We start from the raw sequence: 26728 nt of genomic DNA on the forward strand, positions 1-26728 counted from the left end.
TCTGGTTGGAGCTTCCATGCAATTCAATTCGCTTGCGCAACGTCTTTGCTTCGTTCCTCAGCTTCGACACGTCAGCGCGAATTAAACGCATGGAATCTCTGGGCAAGGTCTCTGTGTATTCGTACGACCCGATTGTATTCGGGGAGCAAGCCCTCAGCCTAGATGATAAATCGCCAACACTTTGATCTCAGAACATTGGCAACAGCATTAGAAATCACTTAATCTCTAACCATCGCAGTCAAGGATGACCAGAACACACCTTTCTTACCTTCTCCTTGAACGGCATGGTTATTTACCAAAATGAGCATGCGTGTTTATACATGCCTGAGATGCTCGTTATTGTAAAAAATAGCTATTAATTTCAATTGATTATGGCCTTTCTATCACAAGGCTGTAACAGAATAACGCGCACGCAGCTCTACTGGATAAACGCGCATGCGCATTAATAAAATGTTATAGGGCTTATTGATGGTTTAGGGGCCTACTAAACGTTGAACCTTTAAAAGAATGGCTTTAAATATTCACAGTAAAAAGGGGTGAAAAATGGAAGCAGAGATAGCAAGTACTTCAAGTATTTCACCAAAAACATTTCTAAAAGCTAGAAGACCAGAGCGTTTTTCCGATTCAATAACAAAGGATGTGGGTAGACTAGATCGTTCTGTTTTGGAATTTCAGTTGTCTACGCTTAATAGAAGAAATATGGAGTTGGCATTCGAAGATTTCGCTAAAAGACTCTGTGAAAAAGTCATTTGTCCAAATCTTCTAGAGCAAACAGGTCCGGTTGCGGGTGGTGATGGAAAGGTAGATACACAAACCTTTCCCGTATCAGAGCAATCTAAAGTTCTTTGGTATATTGGAGTTGATGAAAATTCAAACAACGAACGTTGGGCTTTTGCAGTAAGCACACAAGAAGATTGGAAAGCTAAGTGCAGGAAAGATGTTCGAAAAATAAAAGCCACTGACCGAGATTACAAAAAAGCATTTTGTGTAACAAATATGTATGCAAAAGCTAATCAGCGAAGTGAGTTGGAAGACTCGTTAAGGGAAGAAACTGGAATTGATGTAAGAATTTTAGATATCTCTTGGATACTAGATCAAATCTTTTCCAATGGCTACGAGCAATTGGCGATTGATAGTTTGTCAATTGACATAGACTGGCGCCGAGAAATAGAAATCGGTGTTAATGACTACGCTAGAAATGTAAGGCTAAATGAGCTCGAAGAATTAATAAAAAATGAAATAGACACTAGTAAAGTGCTCCCTCACCAATTGGATTGGTTGCTAGAGGTCGCGGTATTGTCAAAGGAACTCGAAAAGCCCTCAATTGAAACACAGGGTCTTTTTCTAAGAGCCATTAAAGCGGCTGAAAAATTTGGCACTAATTTCCATCGATTTAATGCTCATTATCAGTATGCTTGGGCTGCCTATTGGTGGTTTGAAGACATTGTGATACTTGGCGAGCAGCTTTCGTTATGTTTGCAGATAGCGAAAGGAATTGAGCAATCGGCTCAATGGGGAGATACAGTATCGCTTCTTGGCCTCTATTCGAGCTACTATCGAGGTAGTGAAGATGAAAGTGATTTGGATATCGCATCGCTTCTGTTAGAGGCAAACGGCGAACTCAATAAGCTTGCAAAAAAGGATGAACGACCTAGTAATTCTCTGATGACTCGGATCTATATTGAATTGCTAAATTTGCATTCCATCAAAAATATAGACCAAGCTTCAGCCATATTTTCATCAATGCATGAAATTATGAAAGAAGGTGAGAAGTTAGTAGGCTTCTCATTTAATGAAGTATCCGATTTGGTTACCGAGTTGGATAGTTTGTTTGGTGAATTAGAAAGTTATGAAAATTTACTTGACTATATCACAGAGTGCACTTCACGTCGTGAGGGCGAGGTTAGGGGTGCTGTTCTCTGGCTAAAAAGGGGCGCAAGGCGGCTTGAATCTAATGAACCATATCAATCAATAAAGTTAATTGGTAAATCTCTTGCTGCGCTATACAAAAAGGAGTCCAAGAAAGATCTTTATGCTGCACTAAATATTCTTTCAGCCGCTTACAGGGAAGTTGGTTTGCTTTGGGCATCGCGTGCGAATTTATTGCTCGCTGCATCAATAGCTACAGATGAATTTTGGCGTAGCGGTGACATTCTATCTGCTCAAGTATATGCCTATGTACGGCTTGCTAAAGTTGAACTTCAGTTAGGCCGCGTAAATTACGCTCTCGCATGGTGGAAGCTAGCATCTGTTGTCTCGTCTCAAGTTGAAGAAGAAACCATATCAGAAACGGAATACCTTTCTGTCGATGCATATCTGTCTCAATGCATACTCAATACCCCTATCGATGGGCTACGTTCTATTCAACGATTACCCGATCTTTTGGATAAAGCGCAATTATTCGTGAGCAGATCTATGTTGTTATATTCACTGGGTCATGAAGATCTTGTAAAAAAAGAGTATGAACTGAATATAGACAACGAGTATATAGATTATCTAAAAATGGTTAGAGATACAGACTTAGGTGCGCCCATACCAGATCTAATTGATTGTGAAGGAAGGTATGGCAACTTGAAAAGTTACGTTATGGGTTGTGAAATTGGAGTTTCTTTTCCGTTTAGAAGTCCTTTGGTGGAACTAGCGGAAACACTACTTTCTGTCATAGAAAGTTTTTTATCAACAGGGTTGGTTGATCAAGTATTTGTATACGAGTCTCGCCTTGAAATTGAAATTACCGCAGATGACGATGATGAAATTGAAATATCACATGAAGTAGATGATGCAAGTGGAACTCTGAAAATGAATGTTCTGTGTTCATCATTCACCCCTGATATGTTGAACGTTTCTGGGCAAAAAATTATTCAAGAATGGCTTCATAATTTTGTAATTGACGTATTTTCACGCATGGTTAGGCCCAAAGATACAGAGAGGACTATGGATTCTATGCTTGGTGAAGACAGGGCTCTAGAGCGTTCCGTATCATTTGGGTCATGCTTTGTTGGTTTACAAAACATAATGGGTAATGATGCCGTTAGTCGTATTAAGTCTCTATTGCGTGATCCTGAATACAGAAATTACGACATGCTCCGTACTTTTCCATGGGATTCTAGCTTCCCAAAGTCTAAACCGGCGACCAAACCATTGACCGATTTGAAGCCTGGTAACGGAAAGCCACCCGAAGGGTTGATTGATGGTGAAAGCTTGTCCCATAAAGATATGAAGGTACAGGATCTTATCAAAATAAGGTTGTGGGATAGAACTGTATGGCGTGGAACTGGATATGCTCTTTATCCCAATGGAGATATTGAGTTAACTTTACTTTTTGAAAATGGGCAAGCTGCAGAAGCTATTTTCGCAGATTTAGAAAATGAAATTGGTAATGAAGACAGAGAAGATCGTTTAAGAATATCAATTATTAGAAATATTGACCGAAAAAATCCTGCACATTACAGAGTTTGTATTAGTGAAAACTTCGCTTTTGACTCTAACAAAACTGTACAGATGATTGCCAGAATAAACACAATGAACCCTTCGACACCTGAAAACCTTGATAGATTTCTATCTGCATTTGACGAGCGAAAAAGCTATTTGTTGAGCTATTCAGTAGTTAAGAATGAACGGATTATAGAGAACTCATCAGCGAAGAAAAAATCAATCCGAAAGTTTGACATTAATGTTTTGGAAGCATGGAAGATAGGGCCAAATGATATAGAAGTGATGGCCATTCATTCAGATGATGACCCTCTAATTCCAGAGGGGGTAAGTAATGCTCCAATAATTGAGACTCTAAAAAGGAAGTTTCGTCAGTGAAGCCCTATAACAAGTCAAAGCACGCGGACTTGGCAGAGCTGTCACCTTTTTTGTTCCAAAAAAGTCGCCATCTCCGCCAAGCCGGTGTTTGAGGCGTTATGTGCCACTATAAATTGAGGATATATGGCTTTAAGTGAATTCGAGATTAAGAGGATAGAAAAGGCCGGAACAGTTTTTCTTTCTGAGCATCGACCACCGCCAGAAATAAGGTCTAAGCTTGACATCGGTTGGCGTTTAGAGAATCAATCAGTTTATATTTTCGAGACGCGCCCAATTTGGAATGAGCCATCCCAGTATCATGACTTGGACATTGCCAAAGCAACTTTTGTTTTGAAGCATGGAGTATGGAAAATATACTGGATGAAGCGAGATCTAAAGTGGCATAGCTATGAACCCAAAAGCCAAGTAAAAACAATAGAACAAGTTTTCAAGGTGGTTACTGAAGACCAGTATGGTTGTTTTTTCGGCTAAGTCACATAACAATCAAATTAAGCCCCTTATTTGGGTGTTAGGAGTTTTATGGGCATGGAATACAGCTTAGAGTTTTCAGAGAGACTTATCGAATCAGCTGATGCGCTTTTTCATGTTTCGCCTGTGAAAAATGAGGCCGGAAGAGCCATATTATATCTAAGCTGCCTTTCGTGTGAGATAAGCTTAAAAGCTCTACTTGAAAGTTGTGGCTATAGCCCAAGTGAGCTAAAAAGGCACTCACATAAACTTGATAAGCTACTTAATGTTATCGGTACTTGCAAATTCATAGGTACTGATAAAAGGGCAACCTCTATTCGTAGCAAGGAGGTTGTCCCAAACACTGCAAATGGAACCGTAGGCACACTGCTAGACTCTAGTCTCGCTGGTGGTTCTGTATATCCTAACGAAATACGCTATGGTGAGGTTGTGACGCATTTTCCTCCAGAGGCTATGCTCAACTGCGCAAAGGTTGTAAATAATTGGTGCAAAGAACACAAAGGTGGGTTGGTTCGTGCAGTCAACTCCTAACAAACGGCTCAAATTCGCTCCGTTTCACTCCGCCGGAACGTCACTGCGTTCGCGCCGTTTAGGTGGGCGTTAGATTTAAATAATCCCATTAGCTCTATTCCATGCGTTTAATTGGCGCTGACGGTCGAAGGGAGGAACGACCGGAGATGTGCGCAAGCCAATTGAATTGCATGGAAGAGTGCCCCAACGATCTTGCAACCTCCACAAAACCAAAGCCTCGCAAACCTGAAAGACTCCCGCGCGCAGCGCGGTCCTACAAGGGCTTAAACCAGCGCCCAAAACGCCTCAACAAGTGGGTTTTTCAAGCTCTTCTTCAAGGTAAACAAGCCAATATCGTATGGCTCTAGCTCTGGCTGGACATCGAGGATCTGTACGCGATCCATCAATGGGCTGTTATCGAGTACGATCTTGGGCACCACACCGATGCCAAATCCCAAGCTCACCATACTGACGATGGCTTCGTTACCAGCAACCTGTGCGTAGATATTTGGGGTGATGTTTTGCTCGCTAAACCAGTCGTCGACGCGGATCCTTGAAACACCGCCCTCGGACAGGATCATCGGCACTTGCTCCCAGTCACTTTTTGAATCCGGCGATGTGGTCGGCACGTTGGGTTGTTGCTCGACCGGTGCGATAAAGACCAACGGTGATTTGGTGATTGGAGTGAACGCTAAGCCTTTGTTCATCGACACGGGTTTGGCGGCGATGGTGATTTCTTCAATGCCGTCCAAGATGCGAGTGATGGCTTTGTCCGGGTCACCAGTGTGCAGCTTGATTTCGATGTGCGGGTGCACTTGGCGAAAGCGGTTGAGCAGCTCAAACAAGAAACTGTAGCTGGCGGTGACGGAGCAGTAAATACTGATTTCACCGCTAAGTTGATCCGAGTGGTCGGTCAATTCATGGCGAATCAGGTTCCACTGGCTGGTGGTTTCGCGGGCGTATTTCACAAAACGTTGCCCTTCGCGGGTCAGTACCACGGTACGGTTGTCGCGGCTGAATAGTTCCACCCCCACTTCTTCTTCCAAATGGCGAATGTTGCGTGAGAGCGCGGAAACACTGATGTTGCACTCGTCGCTGGCGCGGCCAAAGTGCAGTGTTTCGGCTAATGCGAGGAATTGTTTGAGGGCTTTTGTATTCATATTTCCCATGATAGCTCTGTTTTGCAAAAAATGGGACGTTATATTGCAAATATATCAATTTACGAAAGGATCGCTCTTCTATACATTGGACCTACTTCACAGCACCGCCTCATTGTTTACGGCCGTGTTTGTGTCACTCTTTTTTAATATCGACATGTTTAGATGTCGGTACTGTAATCATAAAAATTTAGGATGTGTTAACCATGGGTAACAACTACTTCAATACTTTGCCGCTACGCGAGCAGCTAGCTGAGCTAGCAAAATGTCGTTTTATGGATATGTCAGAATTTGCTGATGGCGTTGAAGCGCTTAAAGGCAAAAAAATGGTTGTAGTAGGTTGTGGTGCACAAGGTCTTAACCAAGGTCTTAACCTACGTGACTCTGGCCTAGACGTTGCATACGCGCTACGTCCAGAAGCGATCGAGCAGAAGCGTCAATCTTGGAAAAACGCGACTGAAAACGGTTTCGTTGTAGGCACTTACGAAGAACTAATCCCAACGGCTGACGTTGTTCTTAACCTAACTCCAGATAAGCAACACTCTTCTGTAGTTGAAGCGGTTATGCCTCTTATGAAAGAAGGCGCTTGCCTATCTTACTCTCACGGTTTCAACATCGTTGAAGAAGGCATGAAAATCCGTGACGACCTAACAGTAATCATGGTTGCTCCTAAGTGTCCTGGTTCTGAAGTACGTGCAGAATACGTTCGTGGCTTCGGTGTACCAACGCTTATCGCTGTTCACGAAGACAACGATCCTAAAGGCGAAGGTCTTGCACTAGCGAAAGCTTACGCAGTAGGTACTGGCGGTCACAAAGCAGGCGTTCTAATGTCTTCTTTCATCGCTGAAGTTAAGTCTGACTTGATGGGTGAGCAAACTATCCTTTGTGGTATGTTGCAAACTGGTTCGATCCTTTGCTTCGACAAAATGGTTGAAGAAGGTATCGACGCAGGTTACGCATCTAAGTTGATCCAGTACGGTTGGGAAACAATCACTGAAGCACTTAAGTACGGCGGCGTGACTAACATGCTAGATCGTCTTTCTAACCCAGCTAAGATCAAAGCATTCGATCTTGCTGAAGAGTTGAAAGTGATCATGCGCCCTCTATACAACAAGCACCAAGATGACATCATCGACGGTACTTTCTCTCGCGTGATGATGGAAGACTGGGCGAACGACGACGCTAACCTTCTAAAATGGCGTGCAGAAACTGCTGAGACTAACTTCGAGAAAACTCCAGCAGGCGACGTAGAAATCTCTGAGCAAGAGTTCTTCGACAACGGTATCTTGATGGTAGCAATGGTTAAAGCGGGCGTTGAGCTAGCATTCGAAACGATGACTGCTGCAGGCATCATCGCTGAATCTGCTTACTACGAGTCTCTACACGAAACTCCACTAATCGCGAACACTATCGCTCGTAAGAAACTTTACGAAATGAACGCGACTATCTCTGATACAGCTGAGTACGGTTGTTACCTATACAACCACGCTTGTGTACCTCTACTAGCTGACTTCATGAAAGGCATCAAAACTGACGTAATCGGTAAAGGCCTATCTGTAGAAGACAACGGCGTAGACAACGCTCGTCTAATCGAAGTAAACGCTGCGCTACGTGCTCACCCAGTTGAAGCGGTAGGTTCACGTCTACGTGGTTACATGGCTGACATGAAGAAAATCGTTTAAGACGATTACTGCGCTTACTAGGGCGGTGTTAAAACTTGGCTCGAAATGCTCATGTATGCTTATACACTGCGCTTTCTCACCAAGTTTTGCCTAGCCCTAGTATCGCTCGCAACATCGTCTCTACAGAAGCCGAGTAGTTCGAAAGAGCACTCGGCTTTTTTGTCGCTTTCTTTTTTGCATTTGGCTCAATATCGGTAAGGAATCAACTTATGGACTCTCGTATTTGCCTAGAAAATTTCAGCGTGAACTTTGATGAACGCTTTCATCTGAACAACATTGATTGGACGATTGAGCCAAGCCAGCATTGGGTGATCACGGGTACGAACGGGTCGGGTAAGTCAGCCCTTGCTGCGGTGCTTGCAGGTGTGGGTGAGATGGAATCAGGTCAGATTTCAGGCCTGCCGAGCCGCGTAGGTTTAGTCTCGTTTGAAGCGCAAGCGGAGCTAATCGCCAAAGAGCTGAAGAAAGACGACGCTGACATCATGGATGTCATTGCCATCGGTACGCCGGTGCAAGAGATGATTTTTGAAAACTGTGCGGACCCTGAATTGGCCGCAGAGTTGGTGGAAAAGTTTGGTCTAAGCCACTTGCTAGACCGTGCGTTTCGTAAGCTCTCGACCGGCGAAACGCGCAAGGTAATGTTGATCCGTGCGCTATCGAGCAAGCCGGATTTATTGATCCTAGACGAGCCATTTGATGGCTTAGACGCGGATACCCTAGCAATGCTGCAACAGCACTTAGCGTCGATCATCGATACCACGCCTATGGTGATGGTGTTGAACCGCTTTGATGAAATGCCGAGCTTTATTACCCATGTGGCCTACTTGGAAAAAGACGGTCACGACGGCGGCAAGCTGGCGTTTAAAGTCGATCGCAAAGACGAATCGGCCTTTGCCGAGCTGTACCAGCTGCTGCATTTGAAAACCACGGATCTACAAGTCCCTGAGACCGATCCAGCCAGCAAACTGCCAGCACTAGACCCACAACAGCCCTTGGTAAAACTCACCGATGCGACGATCAAATACGACGATACGGTGATCGTAGATAAGCTCAATTGGACCATTGAGCCTGGAAAGCATTGGCAACTAAGCGGCCCCAACGGCAGCGGTAAAACGGGCGTGTTGTCGCTGATTACTGGCGATCACCCACAGTGTTACGTGAACGATATCTTCGTGTTTGGCTTCCAACGTGGTAACGGCGAAAGCATTTGGCAGATTAAACAGTTTATCGGTTATGTCTCAACGTCATTGCAGTGGGAATACCGCGTTAGCGTGAGCTGTAAAAATGTCATTATTTCTGGCTTCTACGACAGTATCGGTATGTACACCAAATCAACTGACAGCCAGAAAAAGATCGCCGATGAATGGTTAGCCTTGTTGGGCATGAGTGACCGTGCCGATCAGCCGTTTAACAAGCTGTCTTATGGTGATCAGCGTTTGCTATTGATTGCCCGTGCCATGGTCAAACACCCGCCGCTATTGATCTTAGACGAGCCGTGCTTGGGCTTGGACGATATGAACCGCCAGTTAGTGTTGGCGTTGATTGAGAAGATCTGTGCCGGCAAAGAAACCACGGTGCTGTACGTGAACCACCATGCAGAAGACCAAATCGCAGGCATTGAAAACTACCTAGCGCTTCAGAAAAACGCTTAAAACACCTGTACGACCCGATTCCATCGGGGAGAAACTAGCATCCTCAGCAGCAATGAGCTCCGCCTGATTGCTGCGGGTTGGAGCTTCCATGCAATTCAATTCGCTTGCGCACATCTGCGGTCGTTCCTCCCTTGACCGTCAGCGCGAATCAAACGCAAGGAATCTCTTAGGAAGACCGAGATAGTGCCTTGTAGGACCGCGCTGTGCGCGGGAAACTGCGATACGTACGACCCGATTCTATTCGGGGAGCGAGTCAGCATTCTCAGCGACAATTAGCTGCTACCCCAGCTCCAGTGGGCATGAGCTTCCATGCAATTCAATTCGCTTGCGCACATCTTCGGTCGTGCCTCCCTCGATCGTCAGCGCGCATCAAACGCATGGAATCTCTTAGGAAGACCGCGATTCGTACGACCCGCTTTCCATTCGGGAATGAAGCTAGCAGCCTAAATGGCAACGTCATTTTTGTAGGACTGCGCTGTGCGCGGGAACCCAAAAGCCGCTAATTCCTTAGAACTAGCGGCTTTTTATCATTTAAATCAGGTTTATTTCAAAACCGCTTGAATATCGCGCCAGTCGACGATTTTGAAGTTCTGGTTCTCGCTTTTGTATTGGCGATCAATGTTGTTCCAATCTTGCGCTAAGAACAAACCGCGAGGGAATTCGTCACCTAGGTTTTGTGACACGGCGTGGATGCCGTCCGTGTCTGTTGCGCCATCGGTGCCGCGCTCGTCATCACCAATGATGGCGAAGCTTTTCACGAACTTGCCTTGGTCATTTAGATCAAACGCCGCATAGGTGTTGTTACCTTGGCTTGAGGCGATCAGCAGGTTTTGCTCGTTTGTTTGGTAAAGCGTCAGACCTTCGATGTCATCTACTAGATGTTGGCCGTCTACTTTGGCAAAGATTTTACCTTCTATGCTGCCGTCTTCTCGGGCATCAAACGCCCAGATCGCGTGATCTTCTTCGCCCACATATAACGTTTGCGTGCGATCATCCACAACACAACCTTCTGGCTGTGATGGTACGTTGAGCGTACGTACGACCTTACCGAGGGCTTCGCCATTGTGAACGCTGATACGCCATTGTTCGATGTGACCGTCTTTGCCATTCACAAAGACATAAGGCGTGCCGTCTTCGCCGCGAGACATACATAGACCGTAGACTTCATCGACGCTGGAAAGCAGCTCTGATGCTTCAGGATGAACCGTACCTTGAGTCGCTGGTAGTGGTTTGATCGGTGTGCTTGAGCCGTCAATGGTGTACAGCGTGACGGTGTTCTTTTTACGGTTTGACGCGGCTGCTAGTGCGATTGTATTGCCTTCAGAGTCTGCCACATCTTGGCGAATATCGACGTTGTTTGGTTTGCCGCCTTCTAGGTATTGGATTTCATTACCTTGTAAGTCATAAGCCATTAAACCACCCTTTTTATTGGTGGCGATGATCAGGCTGTCTTTTGGGGATTCGGCGTTGTACCAAAGTGCTGGATCGTCCGCTGCGTCGCCATCGTTGTCGACCGCTTTGGTTTCGCCATGGGCGCGAACCAATTCCACGCCTTTGATTTCAAGCTCGCGTGGCGACAAGGTATTTTCCGCTTTGTAACCTGATAGCGTTTCAAGTTCGGCCCAAGACAGAGTTTGATAAACCGGTTCATCTAGCTCGGTATTACCGATCCAAAGCTGCTGAGAGGACGCGCTGACTAGTTTACCTTCTTCAACCCCTTCAATATCAAACTTACCAAGGAATTCATGGCTCACTCGATCGTATAGCACAAAGCCTTGGCCTTCATCGGCGATCACGATGGCGCCTTTGCCATGTGCTTGATAAACGATGTCGAGGTTTTCAATTTCTTCTAACTGACCATGTGGCGCAACCACATCAAGCAAGGCGCGGTCTTTGACGTTCTCTGGATCGGCACCGTAGACCCAAACGCCGACATTCTGCTCTGCCACGTACAAGGTGTTGGTTTCATCGTCCATGGCACAGCCACTCAGTTCGCCACCGACATTCATCGCACGGACAAACGTCGGCTTGCCGTCATGTTGAATCGCGCTGCTGACTTGTTTGCCATCAAACTTAAGCTTGTATTGCACTAGGTTGCCGTCTTCGTCGTAACTTGCGACGAACATGTCACCTGATGTGGCGTTTTTCCCTAAACAGACGCCTTCTGGCGTGATTTCAAGCGGCAAGCGCCCTACTTCTGTCAGAGGCGCTTTTGCCTTGCCATTAATTTGGTAGAACGCAATTACGTCTTCATCTGGTAGGCCTACCGCTACGAGGTCGATCTTCTGGCCGTCTTTTGAGCGCAGCCCATAACGCACGTCTGCCCCCAGTGCTTCGATACCCTCAATATGCTGAACCTCTTGGCCTGAGGCGTCGTACACGGCGATACCATCGCCTTCAAGGGTGCTGATGAGTAGTGACTGTTTGGCATCTTTAGACTGCCATACCGCACTGTCAGCAATGTCCTCGTAGCTGGTCGAAGTGATGGTGGCGTGCGCGGCACTGGCACTGATCAGTGCGGTGGCTAACAGGGTGTGTTGAAAACGAGGCATATAAGCTCCAGTTGAATAAACGTGGTTGTAAAACAAGAATGAGCGGCACTGTAGGCCACCTGTATGGCAAATTTATGACAAGAATTTTTAGTGGCCTTTGCAGGCTGTCTAATTTGGCGTTTTTTAAGGGATTTGAGCTTTTTGGCGGCTATTTATCGGCTTTTATCCTTGTTTTATCGGTACTTTTCTAAACGGTTGGCGCTTTTTATAACCAAGAAACGCTCTTCAGTGAGCTGATCGGACTTTGCTTGTCATATAAGTGTCACAGGAGGCGCGTACAAACTGGCCATCCGAAGGAGAGTTCCATGTACCGCTATTTGAATTATTTCACCGTCCACACCTTTATCTTTGCCAAGCTATTAGGTCGTCATTGGCCCTGGCTGTTGCTGCTACCTTTGATGATGCTGGGCATTGTCGCCGCTAACGTAGCGTCGGGCAGTGTGATCCCAAAAGCGGATTGGGTGTGGTTAGACATCATGGGTGAAGGCGGTTTGGCGTTGTTTATGGTGGTCTGGATGTTGATTGTGCTAGCCACCCGTGAACCGGGCTTTATTACCAACTGGCTCGCGTTTGGCTTTTTGGGACTGTGTGCCTCAAGCTTCCAAGATATGTTGGATGAAATCGTGACGCTGCCGTCCGTTGTGCTGTGGGATAAATGGATCGAGTCAGCGCCGATTGGTTTACTCTCGTTGGTGATCGGCTTGTGCCTGTGGTACCGCGAGCAGCGCCAGTTAAGCGTGTTTCTGGAAAAACGTGCCAACACACTGCAAAACAACTTTTCCCTGCATCAAGACAGCTTTTTGCCGCAATGGCCCTGTTTAACTAAGCACATTCAAGACAGCTCACAACAGGAGGCGACGTTAGTATTGCTGCGCATCACGCCAGAAAACCGTAACCAGCTGCCTTTATCTGCTAGCGATTTGAGCAAATTACGTTTCCTTGTCGCAGAGGTTTTATTGTGGAACGTGCCCAGCACCTTCCAAGCGTTTCATCTGACGGGTGAGGGTTATGCCCTGCTATCACCGACGCCGATTGCCCAAGAGCAGATTAATGATGTGGTGCTCTTGCTGAGAGCGATGCGTTTTCGTGGTCAGGGCCATGAACAGGCGACGATGTTGGCAGTGACTTCGCAAACGCTTATCTTGGAAAATACGTTATCTGACGCCGCTTTGCGCCAAAAAGTGCGAGAGGTTCAATCTGATCTGGCGAGCCTTACGGACGATATCGAAAGTCGCCAGTCAATCACCACGGTACATGTGGTTTAACCATGGCAAAAGGCTGGTGTGAACAGCAAGACGTCACGGTGCCATTACAGGCTGGAGCGCTACAGTTAGCGGACTTGGCAGTGCAGCAGGCGTGCCCTATGGATGTGCTGCTACGCAAGACTAAGCTGTTTTCTGAGGATCTATATTGTCCCACAACACAGCTGGCACCATGGCAGCTGGCTCAGCTGTACCGCAATGCCAGCCTGTTTATTTCACGCCCCGATTTACCCCTGTTATTGGGGCAGCAGCTTTTGCCCAGCAGTTTGCAGCAACACGGAATCGGTCTGGTCTATGCACCGACGGTTGAGCAAGCGCTGAATTACTTGCTTGCTAGCCAAAGCTTGTGGTCGCCGCTATTGCATTTGCAAGCCTTGTCCAGCGGCCATCATTGGCATCTGTACTGTTTCGATAGTGGCTCGGCATTAGCGCCGATGGAGTTTAATCTGGCGGCGATTGGTGTGTTGGAAGCACTGCGTTCGGTACTGCTTTGGCTGGATCCTAGCTTGGGTGATAGCCTCTGGCAATTTGAGGTACCGGCCTTGCCTGAGTCCATGTTGGCAGAATGCCAAAGTCGTTGAGCACGTAGTCAGGTAATCAGCGATCGCCCTCGCTGGTGTTTGAGCATTCCCAAAGCGATGCTATCGCAACCGCTGCCACAGGCCTCCATGAGCCTGTTTCAATTTAGCCAGCAGCAGGTGTCACATTTGCCTGTCAGCTTTTTAGGCTTTATTCAGCAACGGTTACAGCGAGATTTACAGCGTTTGCCATCACTTGAAACACTCGCCGATGAAATGAACATCAGCCCTGCCACTCTCAAACGTAAGCTCAAATCCCACGGCACCAGCTACCAAAAACAAGTGGATCAGCTGCGCAGCTTAGTCAGTTATCACTACACGCAAAAGCTCGGCTACAGCACCGAGCAAGTGGCCGAATTGCTGAACTTCTACGACACCAGCAACCTACGTCGTGCCATGAAACGCTGGATCCTAGCGGGCTAAACCACTCGTACGACCCGATTTCAATTGGTAGGACCGCGCTGTGCGCGGGAATGTACGACCCGACTCCGCTCGGGGAGCGAGTCAGAATCCTAGATGGTAAGCAGTTTGAATCAGCTGAGCTTCGCCTAATTTCTTCTCGTTGGAGCTTCGCCTCATTTCTGCTGGTTGGAGCTTCCATGCAATTCAATTCGCTTGCGCAACGTCTTTGCTTCGTTCCTCAGCTTCGACACGTCAGCGCGAATCAAACGCATGGAATCTCTGGATAAGACCGCTAATTCGGATCTATGTGTTGCTCTTCGTACGACCCGACTCCGTTCGGGGAGCGAGCTTGCAGTCTCTGAAGCAATAAAGAGGAATGATATGAGGCTCAGGACTTCCCGAAAACGTCTTCAAAGCTATTCGTGATTCCCGCGTTTGCTTCCTTCACTGATCGCTCAAAATCGCTTTTAAAGCCCGGCTGAGACAGTAAATACAGAGATTCTTGTAAGCTTTCATAGTGTCGGCTCGACATCATCACGACATTGTCAGCTTCATGCTGAATTTCGATAATTTCATTGTCTTGGTTCAGCTGATCAATCAACTCAGGAAGTGAGTTTTGAGCTTCTTTAACCGTCATCGTTCTCATGAAGAAAGCCCTCTTCTAATTACACAGAAAGCATACGTCGATTTTCAGCCTAGAGCGAATTAATAAAAGCAGTTTCTAGATAATTGAGGATCATGTACGACCCGACTCCGTTCGGGGAGCGAGTCAGCATCCTCAGCGACAATTAGCTGCTATCCCAGCTTTTGTAGGCATGAGCTTCCATGCAATTCAATTCGCTTGCGCAACGCCTTTGCTTCGACACGTCAGCGCGGATTAAACGCATGGAATCTCTAAGCATGATTGCCTTGTAGGAACGCTCTGCGCGCGGGAAGCTATAGACAGCTTAGTATAAAAATTGTCTCAATTAAGTTATTTGAACCTGCTGTATAGTAGTTTTAATTGATGGGGATATAGCCTTTAAAGGAGTAATTTTGAGTAAGAATCTGAAGCAATGGAAAAATACGCTTAGTGCTAAAGAAATTTGTGATGGCATGAATTACGCGCAAGAAAATGCAATTCGTTTACTTCATGATGCAGAAACACTCTTTGATATTGGGAGTTATCCGACGGCACATTCCTTAGCCATACTAGCTATTGAAGAAGCAGGGAAAGTATCGATTTTACGAGGGCTTGCTGTAGCTAGAGATGGGAAAGATGTTAAAGATTCATGGAAGGCCTATCGGACTCACACACAAAAGAATGTGCTGTATTCATTTCCTTTCTTAGTAGCTCAAGGCCATGAAAAACTTAGTGAGTTTTCTGAATTGTTTTCTGAGGCAAATGAGATGCCTGCCCTTTTAGATGACCTAAAGCAAATAGGTTTTTATACAGACTGCCTAGGGGAGAAGCATTGGTCAGTACCTTCTCAAATAATTGATCATGTAGCAGCGGCAAACCTTCTAAAGGTAGCGCGTATTCTTTGTACAGGTCGGAAATATGAAACAAAAGAAATTGAGCTGTGGATAAAACACATGAAGCCTGTCTGGAAGTCTTCTATGTCAGATATGAAGCAAGCCCAGAAAGCTTGGTTTAGTGAAATGGTTGATGAGGGGTTAACAAAAGAAGAGGCTATTTCTTTTGATGAATTCATTGGAGGATCATAAAAATCCCCACCACCGCTATACCATGCGTTTAATTGGCGCAGACGCGGTCGAGGTACGAGAATTGCGCAAGCCAATTGAATTGCATGGTCTAGCGCCCCAACGGCCTTGCATCCTCACGATCTTGCAACCTCTTCAATCCCCAAGCCTCGCAAACCTAAAAAACTCGAAAAGCTACTACTCGCCCAACCCACCCAAATGATGCTTTAACAAACAATTCAGCATCAGTTTCAAATCCGCCAAAGTACGCGCGGCGCGCTGTGGATTTTGATTCACCACCACTAGATAGCTGCTATGGGTGACTTCTAAGAAGTGACGGGCAATACGTTCCCGCTCGCGGATATGTTTCTTCAAACCAATGCGTTTAAACACTTTCGACATCTGCGCGATGACCATTTCATCATGGCGCTCATCGAGGGCGCGTAGCTCGGGCACGGAGAACATGGCTTGCACCAAAGGCAGTACCGCTTTCTGTTTGCGATAGGTCTGTAAGTTGGTGTCTATCACTTGATCGATAAACTCTGCTAAGGGCATTTGCTCTAAAGGCCAGTCCTGAATTTCCTTCAGCACCTCTTCGATGCTGTCGAGCCAAGATTGCCCCATGGCGTAGAGGATCGCCTGTTTATTGGGGAAATAGTGGTACAAAGAGCCGACGGAAATACCCACTTCCTGAGCAATCAAGGCGGTGTTGAGGTCGTTTAAGCCGACGCTTTCCAGCAGTTCGCTGGTCACTTCAAGGATCTGCTGCGTGCGTTTGATCGAGCGCGATTGCATCGGCTCGCTACGTGGCGAGACCGGTTGCATGGCTTTTTGGGCGTTGCTGGTTTTGGCCATGATGATCAATAGATTCCTTGAGTAACAGGTTGGTGAATATTCACATTATATCGCTTTAAAGTACTAATACGTTAGGGCAAGCGGTCGAGCATCGCGTAATACAGCATACCTGCAACTTGCCCCGGCCAGCGCAGTAAGGTGCCCCCTGGGAAGTCTTTGCACGGCAGGCGTTCAAAGGTTTGTAGATCAGTTTCTTGCCCTTCTATCGCCTTGGCGATGCTGGCGCCAGCATAGGTGGCGAGCGCGACGCCGTGGCCAGAGTAGCCCTGTGCGACAAAGACGTTGTCTTGCTGGCGGGCGATATAGGGCATGCGGTTGAGGGTGATCGCCAGTGTACCGCCCCACGCGTAATCAATGTTAAAGCTCCCTATCTCGGGGTAGGTTTCCAGCATATGCTTTTTCACAAAGCCTGCGATGTCTTTTGGGAAGCGTGGGCTGTAGTTCTCACCACCCCCCCAGAGCATCCGCCTATCATGCGATAGACGGTAATAATTGACTACGAACTTGGAGTCTGCCACGGCAATGCGTTCAGGGTTGATGCGTTCTGTAAGCGCTTCCGGTAACGGCTCGGTGGCGATAATAAAGTTGTTAATCGGCATGATTTTACGCGCCGCGGGCTCATTTAAATGGCCCAAGTAGCCATTGCAGGCAAACACCAGATAGCGGCAGCGGACTTGGCCGTGATCGGTCTTTACTAGGCACTGGCGACCTGTTTGATAAGAGGTGACGCGCGACTGCTGATACAGCTTGGCGCCCTGCTCATGTGCGGCATTGGCGAGTCCAAGCACAAAGTTGAGCGGATGCAGATGGGCACCCTCGGCATACCATTCGCCACCAAAGTAGCGCTCGGTGCCCAGCTTATCGGCCACTTGTTGGGCCGAGAGAAAGCTTACCTTATCGTATTGCAGAGCAGTTTGTTTGTAGTCGACCGCTTGTTTGATGTGCTCTAAGTGGCGTTTCTTGTAAGCGACGTGCAACACCCCCGGGGTAAGATCACAATCGATTTGCAAACGCTGTACTAGGTCTTTAACTAAGTCAACTGAGTCGATGGACGCTTGCCATAAGGCGTCCGCAGCTGCTTTACCCAGCTGTTGTTGCATCTCTTGGTGGCTCATATTATGGCCTTGGCACACTTGCCCGCCGTTGCGGCCTGAGGCGCCCCAGCCGATGTCATTGGCTTCCAGTAAGGTGACGCTAAAGCCTGCTTCGGCCAGATGCAGTGCCGCCGAGGTGCCGGTATAGCCGCCGCCGATGATGCAAACATCCGTTTGCTGTTCACCGACCAGTTGCGCAAAGGTGTTACGGCCTTTGGCCGTGGCGTCGTAATAGGACGATGTCGCTTGGCTCACATGGGCCTCCTGGCGCTAAATCGATGCAAAGCGGTTTCACAAAGTATTGCTTTCGCGACTAAACTAAAATACTTTCAAACCGACGTATTGTTCGGTTTATGAGCAAAGCATAATCGAATCAAGCAAGATCGCAATGGAAATTTACTGTCGCGCAGGTCGTCTGTCAGACAGCAAGGTGCAGGTGAGTTATGACCGAACTAGAAGCGTTTTTAAAACAGCATGCCATCACAGAGGTGGAGTCGACCCTCGCGGATATGACGGGCAATGCGCGGGGGAAGTTTTACCCGACGTTTAAGTTTTTAGCGGAGCAAACAGGCCGTATCCCGGAAACCGTGCTGGTGCAAAGCGTCACCGGTGATTGGGCCGATAACCACTATGAAATTGTTGATGCCAGTGACCGTGACATGATGTTAAAGCCGGATCCTAAGACCTTACGCATGGTGCCTTGGGCAGATGAACCGACGGCGCAGGTGATCAACGACTGCTACACCACAGACGGGGATCTGCATCCGTTGGCGAGTCGTACCATTTTACGCCATATCTTGGCCTTGTACGAAGCTGAAGGCTTGAAACCGGTGATTGCGCCGGAAGTCGAATTCTATTTGATTCACCCGAATACCGACCCAGATTACGAACTTAAGCCTGCGGCAGGCCGTTCTGGCAAGCGTGAGACCTCACGCCGCTCTTACAGTATTGATGCGGTCAATGAGTTCAATTCCATCATTGATACCCTCTACGCCTACTGTGAAGCGCAGGATTTGGATGTGGACACCTTGATCCATGAGTCCGGTGCGGCGCAGATGGAGATTAACTTTATTCATGGTGATCCCTTGGATTTGGCGGATCAGGTATTCGTTTTCAAGCGCACCTTGCGCGAAGCGGCCATGAAACATGGGGTCTATGCCACCTTTATGGCCAAACCTATGAAAGACGAACCGGGCAGCGCCATGCACATTCACCAAAGTTTGCTGGACGCAGAAACCGGTGAGAACGTGTTTAACAACCAGGGTAAGCCCAGCGAACGCTTCTATCACTATTTGGGCGGTCTACAGAAATACACCCCGAATGCGATCAGTTTCTTTGCGCCGAATGTGAATTCCTATCGCCGCTTCTCGCCCGAAATGGCCGCGCCGATTAATATGCAATGGGGCTTTGATAATCGTGTGGCGGGGCTGCGTGTGCCCTATTCTGTGCCCGAAGCAACACGTATAGAGAACCGTTTCCCGGGCGCGGACTGCAACCCTTATCTTGCCATTGCGGCCACCTTGGCCTGTGGCTACTTGGGCATGAAAGAAGAGCTCTACCCAACCGATCCGATCCAAGGCAATGAATCGCCAGAGAACCAAGAGGTAGAAATCGCGCGTACTCTGGAAGAAGGCCTGCGCCTATTAGAAGAATGCGCGCCGCTATGCGAAATCATGGGCGAGCATTTTGTACGCGCTTACATGGGGGTCAAACGCAGTGAATTCGAAACCTTCAACCGTGTGATCAGCTCTTGGGAGCGTGAGCATCTGTTGCTTAATGTTTAACGTTCGAAAGAAAACAGCCCGCTCTATGCGGGCTGTTTTAGGCTTAAGTCGAATGCTTGGGACGTACGATTTTCAAACCAAACTTGCTGATGTCATGGCCTTCAAACTCTCGCACCGTGAGCTCGATCTCGCCAAAGCGCAAGCGGTCACCGATCACCACACGGCCATGGAACTTGTCTAAGAACAGCTCTCGGACACTAAAGTCCAGATAGGCGTCTTCCACTTTAAAGAAGTAGATGTACGCCAAATCTTTCATTTTCGCATCGCTGTTGACCACAAAGTCGCCATAGAACTCGCTCATCGACGTGCGCTGCATTTTCTGCCCAGGGGTGAAATAGCTGTTGAGCTCAGAGTCATTTTCCAACTGCGAGAAGTACGCGGCTTTATCGCTGGCACAGAGTTTTTCACTGATGTCGGCTAATAGTTCGCCTCCACGCATCACGCCCATGGGGCGCGAGAAAGGCGTTGAGGGTAACGACTCCACCGAGCAGCCGATCAGGTCGCCGTCAGACGGCACTTCATACACCAAAATATGGCGGTTGTGATAATCCTCAAAGCTGAGACTAAAGGTCTTAGGGGTGGCCTCTTTGTCGGGCAGTTCGACCTTCAGCCAACGGGCCATTTGTGGAATGCTCCAGCCTTGCAGTACCAAGGACATGATCACCACGACAAACACCAGATTGAAGTAAATCTGAGTCTGCTCGATGCCCGATAAAGAGGGGTACATGGCGAGAATGATCGGCACGGCACCGCGCAGGCCACACCAACTGATAAACACCTGTTCACGCCATGGGAAGTGAAATGGCAGCAAGGAAACCAAGACGGCAATCGGGCGGGCGATAAAGATCAGCACGGCACCGATGGCCAGCGCTGGTAAAATCACAGGACCAATCTCGCTTGGGGTGACGAGTAAGCCCAGCATCAAGAACATGCCTATTTGGCTGAGCCACGCCATGCCATCATGGAAACGGTGCACATCGCGTTTGTAGGGCATGTTATGGGCATTACCTAGGATGACCCCGACGATATAGATGGCTAAGAAGCCGCTGCCGCCCCAGAGGTTGGTGATGCCAAAGATACTTAGGCCAGCACTGGTCACCAATAGCGGGTACAGGGAGCTAGCCAGTTGTAACCTAGGTAACAAATACTTCAGTAATTGACCGCCAAGGATACCCAGCGTCAGGCCCAAGCCCATTTGCTGTATCAGTTCGGTCAGTAATGGCCAGCCAAGCCCTTGATTAGGAAAGGAAATCAAGCTGACTAAGGTGATGGTTAAGAAGATCGCCATCGGGTCGTTGGCACCGGACTCCACTTCAAGGGTGGCGCCAGTACGTTCCTTGATGCGCAGGCCGGCATTACGGATCAAGCCAAATACTGCGGCCGCGTCCGTGGAGCCAATGATGGCACCGAGCAGTAGACTTTCTTGCCAGGGCAAATTCAGCAGCCAATAGGCCGCTGCCCCAGTGATTCCGGCGGTCAGCAGTACGCCCACCGTGGCCAGCAGAAATGCTGGTCGTAAACTGATGGCAAAGGACTCACGCCGCGTGCCCAAACCACCGTCCAGCAAAATGGTGGCTAAGGCGAGGTTACCGAACAGAAACGCGAGCCCCGCGTTATGAAATTCAATGCCGCCGATGCCATCTTCTCCGGCCAACATGCCCACGAGTAGGAAGACCAGAAGCAAGGGGGCACCAAGACGACGGGACAGCACACTGGCGAGGATGCTGAGCAGTGCCACCCCCCCAGCGAGGAAGATATATTGGCTAGAGATTTCGATGGTCATAGGCGCTTGATTCCGTCACTGATCGCCGCTGACTTTATGTCCTAGGCATAGACTTTCAGTCTATGAAAACTGCTGCAAAGTTCAAAGTGCGGAGAAATGAAATCGCACTGATTTCCCTATTTAAGGGGGGGCGATGGGGCCGTCGCAAACAGACTGAGGCGCAGCCGCCATCTGTAACAGTGATCTTAGCCAAGGCTTTTCGAATAATGATCGAACGCTGACATCTTGGCATAGCCCAACGCTTCATACAGCGCTTTGGCTGGCTGATTGGAAACGGCCGTGGCCAAACGGATGCTTTGGGCCGAGCTGGCTTTGGCAAACTGTTCGGCATGCAGTAACAGCGCTTTCGCGACTCCTTGCTGACGACTGCTCGGTTTGACAAACAGATCGTTGAGGATCCATGTTCGCTTCATTGCCACCGATGAAAAGGACGGGTAAAGCTGCACAAAAGCAACGGCTTCCCCCGCGGTATCTCGAGCGAGAAAAATGACAGAGTCCCGCTGCGTAAGACGTTGCTCGATGAAGGTGGTGGCTGCGCTTAGGTCAGCAGCTTGATCATAAAACTGGCGATAAGCATCGAATAACGCCGCGGTTTCGTTTAATTCATTAAGGCTGGCTTGAATCATATCCATCTGTTTACTGTCCTATTTAATTAGCTAGAGGTGCTTCGGGTTCTGGGTAATCTGTGGTTTGTGCCATGTCTTGTTCCAGTGGCTGCCACTGTTTCGCTACGGGCATCACGCCAGCCCAGACTGGCCAGTCCATATCCGCTTCATCGTCAATTACGCCTTCGGCACGCAATTTGACGCTAGCTTCGTCGATTTTGATCCGAACTAGGCCGGTGGCGAGTACTTCCTGTTCAGTCACGGGGCGTAGCTGAGACCAACGATTAGGCGAAACCTTGTCGATAAAAAGCTCGAAATGGCGCACTTTTTCGGCGTAATCATCAATTACTTCTGGAGTGCCAAATAAGGTCATCGAGCGGTAATTGACGGAGTGATGGAAGGCCGAACGTGCCAAGACTAAGCCATCCAATTCACAGATATTGATGCAGACCTTTTGTGCTTCTTTCACCGCGCCGTGGGTGTTGCGGGCTTTGCTGTGTCCATGCCAATACAGGTATTCCCCTTCACGCCAGTGAAAAGTGGGTGTGACGAACACTTGGCCATTGACCTGCTGACCAATGTGGCACAGTAGTGTTTCATCTATGATTTGATAAGCGGTTGCAACATCGTATTGGGCTCTTTTAGGACCTCTTTTGACGGTGCTAGTGGGTGTTTGCAACGAGTCACTCATGTCTAAATCCTTGTCTTGGTGTCGTCTTCATAGGAAAGCGCGAAGACGATTTAAACTAAGCGTAGGGGCTATTGGGTTGTTTAAAAATGACCAGTTTTAAACTTTTTAACCAGTCCAGATGATTTGCTGGCTGAAAGCGTCGTAAAACGCAAAAAGCCCATCGCGGAGGATGGGCTTTTAGGAAAATGGTGGCTAAAACAATTACATGCTCAGCGCTTGTTTCACCGCTGCTAAGCCAGGCTCGCCCGAGGTGGTTGTTACCCCTTCTAGCCAACTATCCAGAATCTCTGGGTGTTCGCCGAGCCACTCATTGGCGGCTTCGACTGGTGTTCTGCCTTCATCCGTCATCGCGATAACGGTGTTTTCCATATCTAGGGTGAACTGCATATTTTCCAGCAGCTGAGCGACGTTAGTACACTCTTCCCCATAGCCCTGACGGGTAATGGTATAGATGGTGGCGCTGCCATAATCTGGGCCAAAGTATTCGTCGCCACCTGGTAGGTATTTCAAATCAAAATTGACGTTCATTGGGTGTGGCTCCCAACCTAGGAAGACAATGAACTTCTCCCGTCTTACTGAGCGTGCCACTTGTGACAGCATGCCCTGCTCGCCGGACTCCACGACCCGCCAATTGGCTAAATCAAAGGCGTTGTCCTCTATCATGCTGGTGAGAATCTGATTGGCGGGCGAGCCAGCGTCGATGCCGTAAAAACGTTCGCCAAATTCCTTGGCAAAGCGGTTCAAGTCGGCAAATGACTGCACGCCGGCGTCATAGACATACTCTGGCACGGCGAGTGTAAACTTAACGCCTTCTAGGTTTTTACGAACCACATCTAAGTCATCTTGGTATTGCTCGCGAAACGCTTGGTGAGCGGGCATCCAATTGCCTAAAAAGACATCAATTTCATCGTTTTTTAGCCCTTCAAAAGTGATCGGGACCGCCAGTAACTTGATATCGGTTTGGTAACCGAGGGCGTTCAAAACGGTGCTAGCGATGCCATTGGTGGCGGTGATGTCAGTCCATCCCGGGTCACTCAATGTGACGGTCTGGCATTGTTCTGGAACGGCTGCCAAGCTGCTGCCTGCAGCCGCAGTGACAATGGTGGCAAGTAGAGTGTGTTTCAGTGCTGGCATCTTCATAGTGTTCCTTTTGAATGTGCTGTTTTGACTGGGTTGGCAAAACATTTTCACCGTCCTTGTGAGTTATGTTTTTAGTGAAGACGTTGAGAACATTTTGAACTGTATGCAAATACCATAACAGTTTTTAACCATCGATTGGCAAGTACAAATAGTTTTTGTCATAGAAAGTGCGCGATGCTGGAAGTTTTTATGTCGGCTTATGCTGCGCTTTTTGCCGATTTTAATGGCATTTAGCGTGATTTAATTGGGGGTTGGTGCGAGTGACCTTTGTTTGCTAAGGTTGTTCAATGGCAAAAGATTAGAGGGTTTGGGTGAGTAAAATAAGGTAACAGCTCTGACCATTAGAACTCTAAAAAAGCCCATCCGAAGATGGGCAACATAGGTACAGATGTTCGCGTTTCAGAGGTGTGCTGTGTTACAAGCCTAACGCGCCTTTGACGGCCGCTAGACCCGGTTGGCCAGACGTTGTCGAGACGCCCTCGAGCCAAGTATCCAGCACAGTAGGATTGTTTTTGAGCCATGTGCTGGCCGCTTCATTAGCCGATAGGCCTTCGTCCGTCATAGAGATTACGGTGTTCTCCATGTCCAGCGTAAATTCCATGTTCTGCAGGAGTTTAGCCACATTGCCACACTCAGCGGCGTAGCCTTTACGGGTCACAGTATGAATGGTCGCACCGCCGTAATTTGGACCAAAATACTCATCGCCGCCAGAGAGGTATTTCAGATCAAAGTTAACGTTCATTGGGTGCGGTTCCCAGGCTAGGAAGACAATGCCCTTCTCGCGTTTCACGGCACGGGCTACCTGTGCCAGCATGGCTTGCTCACCCGATTCGACAATACGCCAATCGCCTAAACCAAAGTCGTTCGTGTCGACCATTTTCATTAGGTTTTGGTTGGCTGGCGAGCCTGCTCCAATACCGTAGATACGCTCACCGAAGTCCTTCGCGTGGGCTTGTAGGTCTTTAAAGTCATGCACACCTTTATCGTACATGTATTGTGGTACAGCCAGCGTGAATTTAACGCCGGTTAGGTTGGTGCGAACGATGTCGAGGTTGTCTTGGTATTGGTCGATAAAGGCACTTTGTGCCGGCATCCAGTTGCCGAGGAAGACATCGATTTCACCATTTTTGATGCTCTCAAAACCAATTGGAACCGCCAGTAGTTTGATATCCGTCTGGTAACCTAGGGCTTCAAGCACTGTGGTGGCTAAGCCATTGGTGGCGCCAATATCGGTCCAGCCTGGATCGGTCATGGTCACGGTTTGGCATTGCTCTGGTACAGCGGCAAAAGCGCCAGAAGCGGTGACTGAAACAAGGGTTGCGAGCATGGTTTTTTTAAAGCTCAGTGTTTTCATTTATCGTTTCCTCGTGATGTGAATGCTGTGACTGTCTTACATCGATTTTTCTACTATTTTGGGTCGAACGATTTAACGCAAAGACGCGCCCAAAGGGCGCGTCTTGTTAGACATTAGACAACTCGTGGGTAGCGAGACTTCGCTTCCAAATCGTCCAAATCAATATGGTTACGCATATACATTTCTGTCGCTGGGAAGTATGGCTGGTGATCCCAAGCGATATTGGTTTCGCCTTCGCCCATGGCGCGAACGATGAGACGACGGCGACGTTGGCTGATTTTCACGGCCTCGGTAATGGCATCCGAATCCCAACGTTGCAGTGCTTCATCGCGGAAGGCTTTGACCACGTCAGCGTAACTGTCATCTTTGGCCAAGTTGTTTAGCTCAAGTGGGTCTTTGTTAAGGTCGTATAACTGGTCTGGGTCGATGGCACAGTGCACGTATTTGTATTGACCACGACGGATCATGAACAATGGAGAAATGGCACCTTCACCACAGTACTCACCGATGACTTCGTCGTGACCGCCCTCTTTACCTTCAACGTGAGGTGTTAGAGTGCGACCATCGATTGGCATGGCGTACTCTGTGCCAGCACCATCCGTTGCCCAATCGACGAAGGTTGGTAGCAAGTCCATGGTGGACACCGATTCTTTGACGCGTTTTGGCTGGAAGCGGTTTGGCGCAGACACGATCAGTGGCACACGTGCGGAGCCTTCAAAGTAAGACATCTTAAACCATAGGTTACGCTCACCCAGCATATCGCCGTGGTCACCTGAGAAGACAATGATGGTGTCTTCATCTAGGTTACAGTCTTTTAGGGCTTTCAATAGGCGGCCCACCTGATCGTCGACGTAGCTGCAGGCGCCGTAGTAGGCGTGACGCGCATTACGGATGTCTTCGTCGGTAATTTCTTGATCGTAGTAGGCAAACACGTCCTGTAGACGGCGAGAATGCGGATCTTGCTCGGCTTCAGGGATGCGTACTTTCGGTAGATCGATTTCATCGTGTTCGTAACGATCCCAGTACTCTTGCGTGATCGCATATGGGTCGTGTGGGTGCGTCATGGATACGGTTAGGCAGAATGGACGCTCTTGTTTGCCGCGTGCGTAGTCGTATAGGTAGCGCTCGGCGTGGAATACCACTTCATCGTCGAAGTCTAGTTGGTTACTGCGCACACATTTGCCGGCATCGGTCACCGATGACATGTTGTGGTACCAAGTTGGGCGTGTGTCTGGATCGTCCCAGTTTGGGAACCAACCGTAATCTGCTGGGTAAATGTCTGTCGTTAGGCGCTGCTCAAAACCGTGTAATTGGTCTGGGCCACAGAAGTGCATTTTACCTGACAGCGCTGTCTGATAGCCCTTCTCACGCATGTAGTAAGGGAACGTTGGGATGTCTGCAGGGAAATCTGCTGCGTTATCCCAAGCGCCGATGCGTGTTGGCAATTGGCCGGTCATAAGTACATAGCGTGAAGGGGCACACAAAGGACTGTTGGTGTAGGCCGAGTCGAAGACCACGCCACGTTCCGCTAAAGAGGCTAGGTGCGGCACTTTTGCTGTTTTACCGCCGTAGAATGGTAGCGCGGAAGCGGCCATTTGGTCGGCCATAATAAATAAAATGTTGGGTTGTTTGTTAGACATTGTGTCACACTCCAATAACGCAATTA

The 26728-nt window shown here is 48.3% G+C and carries 21 protein-coding genes; 10 read left to right on the forward strand and 11 right to left on the reverse strand.

What is annotated here, in order from left to right; all coding sequences use genetic code 11:
* Positions 1-543: 543 nt before the first annotated feature.
* From MAQ5080_RS06285 to MAQ5080_RS06295, 3 genes are all read left to right on the forward strand, one after another.
* Complete coding sequence (locus tag MAQ5080_RS06285) at positions 544-3810, forward strand: hypothetical protein (protein WP_067207940.1); 3267 nt, start codon at positions 544-546, stop codon at positions 3808-3810.
* Between the two features lie 123 nt (positions 3811-3933).
* A complete protein-coding gene (locus tag MAQ5080_RS06290; RefSeq protein WP_067207937.1) occupies positions 3934-4281 on the forward strand; it encodes a DUF3024 domain-containing protein in 348 nt (115 codons plus the stop codon).
* A gap of 54 nt (positions 4282-4335) precedes the next feature.
* Complete coding sequence (locus tag MAQ5080_RS06295) at positions 4336-4809, forward strand: hypothetical protein (RefSeq protein WP_156496538.1); 474 nt, start codon at positions 4336-4338, stop codon at positions 4807-4809.
* A 263-nt stretch (positions 4810-5072) separates the two neighbouring features.
* On the opposite strand, the gene ilvY is transcribed toward MAQ5080_RS06295, so the two are convergent.
* Positions 5073-5948 carry an HTH-type transcriptional activator IlvY gene (gene ilvY, locus MAQ5080_RS06300; RefSeq protein ID WP_067208022.1) on the reverse strand — a complete coding sequence of 292 codons (876 nt, stop codon included), beginning with the start codon at positions 5946-5948 and terminating at the stop codon, positions 5073-5075.
* A gap of 203 nt (positions 5949-6151) precedes the next feature.
* Between ilvY and ilvC the strand changes: the two genes are divergently transcribed.
* Positions 6152-7627, forward strand: a complete 1476-nt coding sequence (gene ilvC / locus MAQ5080_RS06305) for a ketol-acid reductoisomerase (RefSeq protein ID WP_067207931.1) — start codon at positions 6152-6154, stop codon at positions 7625-7627.
* Between the two features lie 209 nt (positions 7628-7836).
* Complete coding sequence (gene modF, locus MAQ5080_RS06310) at positions 7837-9279, forward strand: molybdate ABC transporter ATP-binding protein ModF (protein WP_067207927.1); 1443 nt, start codon at positions 7837-7839, stop codon at positions 9277-9279.
* 542 nt (positions 9280-9821) lie between these two features.
* Here modF and MAQ5080_RS06315 read toward each other — a convergent pair.
* Positions 9822-11831: a phytase gene (locus tag MAQ5080_RS06315; RefSeq protein ID WP_067207924.1), complete on the reverse strand. Its 2010-nt coding sequence runs from the start codon at positions 11829-11831 to the stop codon at positions 9822-9824.
* 305 nt (positions 11832-12136) lie between these two features.
* Between MAQ5080_RS06315 and MAQ5080_RS06320 the strand changes: the two genes are divergently transcribed.
* From MAQ5080_RS06320 to MAQ5080_RS06330, 3 genes are all read left to right on the forward strand, one after another.
* Complete coding sequence (locus MAQ5080_RS06320) at positions 12137-13096, forward strand: hypothetical protein (RefSeq protein WP_067207921.1); 960 nt, start codon at positions 12137-12139, stop codon at positions 13094-13096.
* 2 nt (positions 13097-13098) lie between these two features.
* On the forward strand, positions 13099-13674 hold the full coding sequence (locus MAQ5080_RS06325) for an AraC family transcriptional regulator ligand-binding domain-containing protein (RefSeq protein ID WP_067207918.1): 576 nt from the start codon (positions 13099-13101) through the stop codon (positions 13672-13674).
* 87 nt (positions 13675-13761) lie between these two features.
* Positions 13762-14094: a helix-turn-helix domain-containing protein gene (locus MAQ5080_RS06330; protein WP_156731485.1), complete on the forward strand. Its 333-nt coding sequence runs from the start codon at positions 13762-13764 to the stop codon at positions 14092-14094.
* 367 nt (positions 14095-14461) lie between these two features.
* On the opposite strand, the gene MAQ5080_RS06335 is transcribed toward MAQ5080_RS06330, so the two are convergent.
* On the reverse strand, positions 14462-14719 hold the full coding sequence (locus tag MAQ5080_RS06335; RefSeq protein ID WP_067207912.1) for a type II toxin-antitoxin system Phd/YefM family antitoxin: 258 nt from the start codon (positions 14717-14719) through the stop codon (positions 14462-14464).
* Between the two features lie 389 nt (positions 14720-15108).
* Between MAQ5080_RS06335 and MAQ5080_RS06340 the strand changes: the two genes are divergently transcribed.
* Complete coding sequence (locus MAQ5080_RS06340; protein WP_082861048.1) at positions 15109-15780, forward strand: AbiV family abortive infection protein; 672 nt, start codon at positions 15109-15111, stop codon at positions 15778-15780.
* A gap of 174 nt (positions 15781-15954) precedes the next feature.
* Here MAQ5080_RS06340 and MAQ5080_RS06345 read toward each other — a convergent pair whose 3' ends face one another.
* Both MAQ5080_RS06345 and MAQ5080_RS06350 read right to left on the reverse strand, forming a co-directional pair.
* The gene (locus MAQ5080_RS06345) at positions 15955-16611 is read right to left on the reverse strand and encodes a TetR/AcrR family transcriptional regulator (RefSeq protein WP_067207909.1); all 657 of its coding nucleotides are present in this window, start codon (positions 16609-16611) and stop codon (positions 15955-15957) included.
* A gap of 71 nt (positions 16612-16682) precedes the next feature.
* The gene (locus tag MAQ5080_RS06350; RefSeq protein WP_067207905.1) at positions 16683-17960 is read right to left on the reverse strand and encodes an NAD(P)/FAD-dependent oxidoreductase; all 1278 of its coding nucleotides are present in this window, start codon (positions 17958-17960) and stop codon (positions 16683-16685) included.
* 188 nt (positions 17961-18148) lie between these two features.
* On the opposite strand from MAQ5080_RS06350, the gene MAQ5080_RS06355 reads away from it, so the two are divergent.
* Positions 18149-19489, forward strand: a complete 1341-nt coding sequence (locus tag MAQ5080_RS06355) for a glutamine synthetase family protein (RefSeq protein ID WP_067207902.1) — start codon at positions 18149-18151, stop codon at positions 19487-19489.
* A 43-nt stretch (positions 19490-19532) separates the two neighbouring features.
* Here MAQ5080_RS06355 and MAQ5080_RS06360 read toward each other — a convergent pair whose 3' ends face one another.
* The 6 genes from MAQ5080_RS06360 to betC all read right to left on the reverse strand — a co-directional run bounded on the left by MAQ5080_RS06360 (position 19533) and on the right by betC (position 26702).
* On the reverse strand, positions 19533-21272 hold the full coding sequence (locus tag MAQ5080_RS06360; RefSeq protein WP_067207898.1) for a potassium/proton antiporter: 1740 nt from the start codon (positions 21270-21272) through the stop codon (positions 19533-19535).
* A gap of 185 nt (positions 21273-21457) precedes the next feature.
* Positions 21458-21904 (reverse strand): GNAT family N-acetyltransferase, encoded by a 447-nt coding sequence (locus MAQ5080_RS06365; protein ID WP_067207894.1) that lies wholly within the window; start codon positions 21902-21904, stop codon positions 21458-21460.
* Positions 21905-21920: 16 nt separating this feature from the next.
* Complete coding sequence (locus MAQ5080_RS06370; RefSeq protein WP_067207891.1) at positions 21921-22568, reverse strand: pyridoxamine 5'-phosphate oxidase family protein; 648 nt, start codon at positions 22566-22568, stop codon at positions 21921-21923.
* 201 nt (positions 22569-22769) lie between these two features.
* The gene (gene choX, locus MAQ5080_RS06375) at positions 22770-23708 is read right to left on the reverse strand and encodes a choline ABC transporter substrate-binding protein (protein ID WP_067207888.1); all 939 of its coding nucleotides are present in this window, start codon (positions 23706-23708) and stop codon (positions 22770-22772) included.
* Positions 23709-24123: 415 nt separating this feature from the next.
* Positions 24124-25062 carry a choline ABC transporter substrate-binding protein gene (gene choX / locus MAQ5080_RS06380; RefSeq protein ID WP_067207885.1) on the reverse strand — a complete coding sequence of 313 codons (939 nt, stop codon included), beginning with the start codon at positions 25060-25062 and terminating at the stop codon, positions 24124-24126.
* 113 nt (positions 25063-25175) lie between these two features.
* Positions 25176-26702, reverse strand: a complete 1527-nt coding sequence (betC, locus tag MAQ5080_RS06385) for a choline-sulfatase (protein WP_067207882.1) — start codon at positions 26700-26702, stop codon at positions 25176-25178.
* Positions 26703-26728: the final 26 nt, after the last annotated feature.

Origin of the sequence: Marinomonas aquimarina, assembly GCF_900089755.1 — a bacterium.
Classification (GTDB): Bacteria; Pseudomonadota; Gammaproteobacteria; order Pseudomonadales; family Marinomonadaceae; genus Marinomonas; species Marinomonas aquimarina.

Bases quoted from the DNA above. Each gene is read 5' to 3' on its own strand.
- MAQ5080_RS06285 (WP_067207940.1), top strand. From the start codon at position 544: ATGGAAGCAGAGATAGCAAGTACTTCAAGTATTTCACCAAAAACATTT.
- MAQ5080_RS06290 (WP_067207937.1), top strand. From the start codon at position 3,934: ATGGCTTTAAGTGAATTCGAGATTAAGAGGATAGAAAAGGCCGGAACA.
- MAQ5080_RS06295 (WP_156496538.1), top strand. From the start codon at position 4,336: ATGGAATACAGCTTAGAGTTTTCAGAGAGACTTATCGAATCAGCTGAT.
- ilvY (WP_067208022.1), bottom strand. From the start codon at position 5,948: ATGAATACAAAAGCCCTCAAACAATTCCTCGCATTAGCCGAAACACTG.
- ilvC (WP_067207931.1), top strand. From the start codon at position 6,152: ATGGGTAACAACTACTTCAATACTTTGCCGCTACGCGAGCAGCTAGCT.
- modF (WP_067207927.1), top strand. From the start codon at position 7,837: ATGGACTCTCGTATTTGCCTAGAAAATTTCAGCGTGAACTTTGATGAA.
- MAQ5080_RS06315 (WP_067207924.1), bottom strand. From the start codon at position 11,831: ATGCCTCGTTTTCAACACACCCTGTTAGCCACCGCACTGATCAGTGCC.
- MAQ5080_RS06320 (WP_067207921.1), top strand. From the start codon at position 12,137: ATGTACCGCTATTTGAATTATTTCACCGTCCACACCTTTATCTTTGCC.
- MAQ5080_RS06325 (WP_067207918.1), top strand. From the start codon at position 13,099: ATGGCAAAAGGCTGGTGTGAACAGCAAGACGTCACGGTGCCATTACAG.
- MAQ5080_RS06330 (WP_156731485.1), top strand. From the start codon at position 13,762: ATGAGCCTGTTTCAATTTAGCCAGCAGCAGGTGTCACATTTGCCTGTC.
- MAQ5080_RS06335 (WP_067207912.1), bottom strand. From the start codon at position 14,719: ATGAGAACGATGACGGTTAAAGAAGCTCAAAACTCACTTCCTGAGTTG.
- MAQ5080_RS06345 (WP_067207909.1), bottom strand. From the start codon at position 16,611: ATGGCCAAAACCAGCAACGCCCAAAAAGCCATGCAACCGGTCTCGCCA.
- MAQ5080_RS06355 (WP_067207902.1), top strand. From the start codon at position 18,149: ATGACCGAACTAGAAGCGTTTTTAAAACAGCATGCCATCACAGAGGTG.
- MAQ5080_RS06360 (WP_067207898.1), bottom strand. From the start codon at position 21,272: ATGACCATCGAAATCTCTAGCCAATATATCTTCCTCGCTGGGGGGGTG.
- MAQ5080_RS06365 (WP_067207894.1), bottom strand. From the start codon at position 21,904: ATGGATATGATTCAAGCCAGCCTTAATGAATTAAACGAAACCGCGGCG.
- MAQ5080_RS06370 (WP_067207891.1), bottom strand. From the start codon at position 22,568: ATGAGTGACTCGTTGCAAACACCCACTAGCACCGTCAAAAGAGGTCCT.
- choX (WP_067207888.1), bottom strand. From the start codon at position 23,708: ATGAAGATGCCAGCACTGAAACACACTCTACTTGCCACCATTGTCACT.
- choX (WP_067207885.1), bottom strand. From the start codon at position 25,062: ATGAAAACACTGAGCTTTAAAAAAACCATGCTCGCAACCCTTGTTTCA.
- betC (WP_067207882.1), bottom strand. From the start codon at position 26,702: ATGTCTAACAAACAACCCAACATTTTATTTATTATGGCCGACCAAATG.